Origin of the sequence: Nostoc sp. (assembly GCF_036917675.1) — a bacterium.
GTDB lineage: Bacteria > Cyanobacteriota > Cyanobacteriia > Cyanobacteriales > Nostocaceae > Nostoc.
In genome coordinates this window covers 1-6,937 of record NZ_JBALCT010000011.1, presented here as the reverse complement: position 1 = coordinate 6,937, position 6,937 = coordinate 1, and the positions used below count along the sequence as shown (strand labels likewise).

Sequence of the window (6,937 nt, the reverse complement as noted above, 5' to 3'; positions counted from 1 at the left end):
TCATTTGCTCACGAGGTGCTGATGTCTTCAAATTTCAGCTTAAGCCTTGTGAGCTTTCTTACAAAAGCCCCCACTTTTAAAACATCCTCTAAGGATTCTATGTGAAATGCTCCCGAAGTAGCCCGTCGTAGACATCGCTTTGAGGCTTGGAAAATAAATCAAACGAAAAATCAGCATTTTTCGTTGGTTCTTAACCTTGGTTGTGATCAAGAGTAATTTAGATGCATTTGCCCTGTAAATTATCATAAATATATTCTGTACAAGTACCAAAGATATCAATCTTCGCTTTAATGCGATTGGCTAGGAGATATTCGATCTGATACTTGACAAGTCAACATTTTGTACAAGGAAATTCCGAACATTGAAAATAAAATTATCAAAGTAATTGTATTCTTCACCTCTATACATAATCACAGTATAACTAGCTTTTATTTCATCAAAAAAAGCTGTCACTTTTTTATAATTCTCAACCCCTAAAACACACCAATTTATTTTAGGTAGTAGAATATGAGCCTCATCACGTTCCCGCAATTTAGATATAGATAGACTAGATGTATTATCATAATCATTGACAAAAATGGCGTTGCTGACTCTATTTAATACAGCAGTTAAAGTTAATATCAATATTTCTTTGGACGGTTGCTATGTGAACAACATAAGTTAAGTTATTATCAATTACTTCATAAGGAAACACATTCTCTTGCAATCCAACTATGTGATCTTCATAATACTGTTGAAGTTGAAGAAAATTTAGATTTTTCACCTCTTGGTATATATTTTCAAGGTAAGATCCATCTTTATTTCTCCAAGCAATACAATTCCTGAACGAACGATTTATAAAAATTGGTGGTTTATTAACATCTGGTATTTCTATCGTGTCGAAACTGAAGCATAGTAAATCCATTAAATCATTAATTAAAACCTTGAGATGAAACTTATTATAAAGTTTATCAAAAACAATTGATTTGTTATTGATAAACTTTAATTCAAATTCATCCAATAGACTTTCTGCAAATTCATAATGAGAAAATCCAGCCATATACGTGATGAAGTTACTTTCAGAATTAGATAAATTGTCTCTTTCTTTCAATGCTTCTTTTAAAGCTCAAATTGTAGGTTGTTGACACTGATGGCAGATATCTAGAAAGCTATTCATTATTTTCTTCTACTAGATCCATTAGTAATTATGACATTATTGCCATAGTGAGCGATCCACTCATCAATTGAGTCATGCGGGTTGAAAGATTGATGTAATCTTGCCCCGTCTGTCACTGAATAATGCTCAGATGATCTTAGGACTTACGCAAAATATCTCTCAAACTCTGATTTCTCTGTGTCCTCTGCGCCTCTGTGGTTCGTTATTCCGTAACTTGTGCGTAAGTCCTAGATCTGTATCCAACAAATATTTCATTGATCATCCTGAATTTCGATTATCAGTTCGTCGAGATTGTGTGTGAGATCTACAAGAAATTGACTAATTTTCGATAGCACTACCGAGAAATCTAAATTGGTTTGGAGAGAAGCTATAGGCGATCGCAACACCTATAGATAAAGTTTGCCATATTCAATCATTAGCGATAACTTGCAGATCAATACACTTGAGGGACAAAGAACTGCTCATTGCGGGGGGCGCGAACATAATTCTCACCCACAGGTCTAGCCGGAAGCTCTAAGGGAGGAGGTGTCATATCTTCGTAAGGAACTTTGCTCAATAAATGATGAATGCAGTTGAGTCGCGCACGTTTTTTATCATCCGCTTCAATGGTAAACCAGGGGGCTTCAGGAATATTCGTGTACGTAAACATGGTATCTTTTGCTTTGGAGAATTCTACCCAGCGATTACGTGATTCCAAATCCATTGGGCTGAGTTTCCAGCGCCTTGCTGGATCGTGACTGCGAGAAAGAAAGCGTTGCTCTTGTTCTTCATCGCTGACGGAGAACCAGTATTTAATTAAAACAATGCCCGATCGCACCAGCATTCGTTCAAATTCCGGGCAAGATTGCATGAATTCTTGATATTCTGCTTCGGTACAAAAACCCATCACTCGTTCAACTCCGGCTCGGTTGTACCAACTGCGATCGAAGAGGATAATTTCACCTGCTGTCGGAAGATGTTGCACGTAGCGCTGAAAATACCACTGAGTTTTCTCACGATCGGAAGGGGTTCCCAGAGCAACTACACGACAGCCACGAGGGTTGAGTGGATCTGCAATGCGTTTAATTACTCCTCCTTTGCCGGCAGCATCGCGCCCTTCAAATATTACAACAACCCGATAGCCAACGTGCTTAATCCAGTATTGCATTTTGACTAGCTCAGTCTGGAGTTGCTCTAGTTCAGTTTCAAAAGTCTTTTTAGGAATTTTCTTGGCAAAAACTTCAGTGCTACCATCAGAAATCCGTTTGGATTTTTTAGATTTTTTCTTGTCTTTTATCTTTACTAGGCTTTCTATTAAACCTGTAGCGGGTTGAGCTAGATCATTATTTTGCTGGTTTTCAACTTTATCAATTGACATTGCAGTGACTCCATGCGATTGAATCTACATAATTAGAGTTTATCTATCAAGTATATATTTTAATCCGAACTGAGTGTAAATATACACCTTGGCAACTATTACTACACTAAATTGGAATAGAACCCCCGCCGAATTAATTATACTTGAGCGATTTCAGGCATTAATGTCATTTATTACGGATGTTGATCAATAGGCTTTGTCTGACTTGTTAACCAATAATCTGCTAATGCGATCGCATTAATTCAGGTTAGCAAAAGCTCAAAATTTTTCTTGCTGGAGTAAGTTTGTCTACAACATTGAATCGATTGTAGCTTATTATACGATTTTACATCGTCTTCTGACAGGGGAATGCTCATTCCGTCATAACTCTTGAGCTTATTCCAAAACCTTGATTCAAACATAATTAGAAGATGTTTAGAACTGATTGGATAAACTACTTGGACACCATGTGAAGCCAGACCGGTTCCAAAATCCTCATGCGGTTTGATTGCTATTGGATTATCTGAAGTCCATAGGGAAATGGAAGTTGAGTTCACACCAAATAACCAGATATGACTTGATAATATTTTTGAGATTTCTGAATCATCACCTTGATCGAGAATATTAGAGATATAAAATAAATGATGTGCGATGGAGTCTTCTTCGATACCTACCTTTAACAAATCATCAAAACGAATTGAATTACTTGAACTTTTCGGACAAGTAAAGCTATCTTCTAGAATATTTCTATTATTCCTGGATAGTGCCTGATCCATTCTTTTCTTAAGATCATCTAAAGATTGAAGCATTCCTCTAATTTGCCCTCTAAGCATATTTGTCCTGACTAACTGAAGCGCTAAAAAGCCAGAGAATTTTTTCTTTGCCTCTTCATCCAGAACTCCAAGAGAATCAAATAAGTTATTTTTTTCTATTTTTTCAAGACAATTTATGATCTGTTTTAGAAAGTATCCAAATCTTAATTCTACTTGAGCAAGATCATTCTCCATGAATTGATATTTTGTTTTATCCTTCAATTCTTCAGGTAAAAATGAATCAGGAAAATCATTGAAATATCTCTGTTGGGCAACGTTTTTTACATGAGATGGATAAATACGTTTTTCTTTCTTATCCAACACAAATAATGTATCTTCATTAGCAAATTTTTTTAAATAGCATTGAGGTACGAAGTGCTGCTGTTTAACCTTATTCATTGAAATAAATCCTCTAATCTCAATAGATACCTAAATAGTATATGGTGCGATCGCTTGATTTTTAAGACAGTCACTACATAATTGATGGCATCACTGCCGATTAATACTAATCAAGTCTGTTAAAATACTATCCAAACTGCCGTTAACTTGAATTCGATCAATCTTCTCTGCAATCCGCTCTAATACTTCGAGTTCCTTCAAACGCAAGGCGACGGGATTATCTTCCATCACTTTGGCAGTATTTAACATACTACGAGTAGCAGCAGTTTCTTCTCTACGTCTGACTACGTTTGCTTGAGCGGCTTTTTCTGCTTCGACTACCTTGCTCAAGATAGTCTTAATCTCACCAGGTAAAATAATATCTTTCACACCTACAGAATCTACTTCAATTCCATAGTCTGCGGCTTTCTGGCGAATGTATTCAGATATACTTCTATCAATTGCACCTTTATCTTCTAACAAAGCATCTAAGTTGCGTTCGCCAACTGCACCACGCAAAGCAAACTGCAATTCTTTGTACAAATAACCAGAAATATCTGATAACCCGTTTTTTGCCCTCAATGGGTCGAGTATGCGGAAGCCAGCCGTCAAATTTAACCGCAGAGGTACTTTATCTTTAGAGAGGATATCTTGACCCGATACTTCCATATTTTGTAGTCGCAGGTCAATGGCTTCGGTGAGAAAAGAGCGGCCAAATAACCACCAAGCATGTACTCCTGGCGATCGCTGTCCTTGAAACTCTTGATTAATGTATACTAGTCCAACGTGCTGGGCGGGAACTTGGCAAATATGCAAACAGTTGCGACTGAGCAATTTCACTTCTGCTGAACCCTCAACTAACTCAGCCACTAAGCTAGGCTGTAACTGAGCATCAGCGCTGATATCGATAATTTCCACTGCAACACCCTGCCAAAATAGTTTGCGGCTGGTGGGTGGCAAAATAGCAATCACTTTCCCTCGATATCGCACAATTCCAACTTGTGAAGTCTGTAATTGCACTGATTCACAATAAGCAGCAATAAAGTCAGGATGTTTTTCAATTAGTACATCTTCTAGGGGAAAATCTGGGTTAGGGATAATTCGGCTGAGAATTCGGACTGTTACATCTCTATCTACTGACCAAAAAGCATACTCTCCTGCTTCTAGAGGTCGCACAAAATTGTTTTGCAGATATAGTAAACCAATTTCAGACTCGGAGATTTGGAACTTCTTCAATCCATTCAACGCTACTGAGCGCAATTGCTGCACAAAGGAACCAGGTAATTCTAAGCTTTCTTCCAAGTTGAATATATGAGACTCTACCTCAATAAAACCACGCCAAAAAGCAATCAATTTATTTGGTGCAACGCTTACCCAATTTTGACCGTAGCGGACTAACGCAACTTGGTTGAATGCGGTTCTGATAATCAATAAATGTTCTTGTAGTTCGGCTTCGTGATTTCGCAACAACAGTTCTAGGTTTTCAATCTGAGCTAGTGGCTGATTGAGGTCATGAATTTTTACTTGCCAATGCCGACCAAAATAAGTATGTGTACCGGGTTGCAAAATTTTCTTAAAGTCACTGCGGTGATATAAGATGCCAATTTCGTTAGGTTTGATATAAAACGTTTCCCACATAGTAATTTGCATAAATAATTTACGCGATCGCTTAAGTAAGCTAGCTAAGAAGATTTGATCAACACATTTATAACCTTGCTTGAACTCAAATACCACCTGTGTCTCACAGCTTAAGTACTGGAGTACACAGAATTCATTTAGAGGTTCTTAGGCTTTAGAACCCTGTAGACAAAGGCTAAAGGATTGGTTTCATCTCTTTGTACTACTATGTACTACAAAAGATTTGTTTACTCTGCCATTGCAGGTTTTTACAGTTCCGGTGCGGGCAAAAGCTTCTCCAAAGCTGGATTAAGATTGCTGTTACTTTTCTCAAACTGCTCAATGGCAATCTAGAAAAAGAGAACCGCGCTCAAATATGCCGTTCGCTTTGCCAATCCAGAATCCCCAAAGGAAAACCAGATGTAGGAAAACGAAGGTACATACTCAAGTTAGGGAGAGATACAGTTGCGCTAGCTTCTTTACTGTTATAAATACCTGCATGACAGAGTAGAAAAAAAAGTTTTTTGATTGGGGTTTTTTCAACACCCAATAAATCTGTTTAGCAGTGCCTTGTCCCTAACAAGGTGCCCGTACCCAGGGCGAGGGTTTTTGGTGGAAAGTATAGGAATCGAACCTATAACCAATCGGCGATACACCGACCGCTCTACCAAATGAGCTAACTTTCATGGTGAAATAGTTGAAAGTAGTGGGCGGTATACGCTATTACCAGAGGTTAGCGTACCAGTCGGGTATACAGAACCCAAACTACAGCTTTGTGACTTTGTTACTATCCCGGTTCAAATCTAGCACAGGAAAAAAGTTAGAAGGGCTAGCAGGGTTATTTCATTCTCATCTAGCCCGCCTCAAAATCAATTCTGAGTCTAATAGCAAAAGTCATCTAAAGAGGACTGAGTAAAGGTTATAGTCCGTTTTAACGGACTTTAGCTAATAAAAGCCTCTGAACTTTAGTTCTGGGCGGTTTATGTCTAGAACGAAATAGCCCTGGCTATTCTTTGCTGAGGTACACCTAAATCTTTTCTAGCAAAATAAGCAGCTTTAAAGATGTACTTCATCAGGTTGGAAATCCCCATATTTCTGCTTGATGCGTTCCACGCTTGATTTGAACTCTGCGCCTTTGTCCGGGTTAATCATTGCTACATAATTTGCAAACCCGGTAATTGCGGCAATTAAATTAGTTGAATTTCCCCAATTTTTTCCTAACAAACCTTCTTGTTCAATTTGATATAGAGTGGCACGAAAAGCTTTTAATGTCTTTTTAGATATATTTAATTGTGTATTTACAATAACGCCTGTTACTTCTTGCTGTACTGATTTGCCGGAAATCTTGGTTTTATGATGATTAATAGTAAAATCTTCGCTAGTAATAATGAATTTAGTGTTTTTAATCAAATTAGATTTTCTGTGCGATGCCTCCCCAGAAGCAGAAAATGTTAAATCGTCAGCGTACCGCGTATAGCAAAACCCAAGATTTTCAGCCATGATAGCGAGACGACTATCAAGATTACGACAAATTAGATTTGAAATAAGCTGTTGCGTCTACAATTTGCATATAATAAAAATGAATAAGACTTTGGGTATAGGTTGTTATGCCGGCTATTGGCTTTCTAAGCTTAGAAC

General features: G+C 37.7%; 5 protein-coding genes. All 5 read right to left on the bottom strand.

The features are described 5' to 3' along the window. Positions 1-592 precede the first annotated feature (592 nt). The 5 genes from V7K31_RS03475 to V7K31_RS03455 all read right to left on the bottom strand — a co-directional run bounded on the left by V7K31_RS03475 (position 593) and on the right by V7K31_RS03455 (position 6,799). A complete protein-coding gene (locus V7K31_RS03475) occupies positions 593-1,090 on the bottom strand; it encodes a hypothetical protein (protein ID WP_335092635.1) in 498 nt (165 codons plus the stop codon). A 499-nt stretch (positions 1,091-1,589) separates the two neighbouring features. After that, positions 1,590-2,513, bottom strand: coding sequence for a polyphosphate kinase 2 (gene ppk2, locus V7K31_RS03470; RefSeq protein WP_335092633.1), 924 nt, complete (start codon positions 2,511-2,513; stop codon positions 1,590-1,592). A gap of 242 nt (positions 2,514-2,755) precedes the next feature. Next, positions 2,756-3,703 (bottom strand): DUF4238 domain-containing protein, encoded by a 948-nt coding sequence (locus tag V7K31_RS03465; RefSeq protein WP_335092632.1) that lies wholly within the window; start codon positions 3,701-3,703, stop codon positions 2,756-2,758. 90 nt (positions 3,704-3,793) lie between these two features. Then, entirely contained in the window at positions 3,794-5,320 is a 1,527-nt protein-coding gene (locus V7K31_RS03460; protein ID WP_335092636.1) for a slipin family protein, read from the bottom strand. 1,035 nt (positions 5,321-6,355) lie between these two features. Then, complete coding sequence (locus V7K31_RS03455) at positions 6,356-6,799, bottom strand: hypothetical protein (RefSeq protein ID WP_335092631.1); 444 nt, start codon at positions 6,797-6,799, stop codon at positions 6,356-6,358. Positions 6,800-6,937 lie beyond the last annotated feature (138 nt).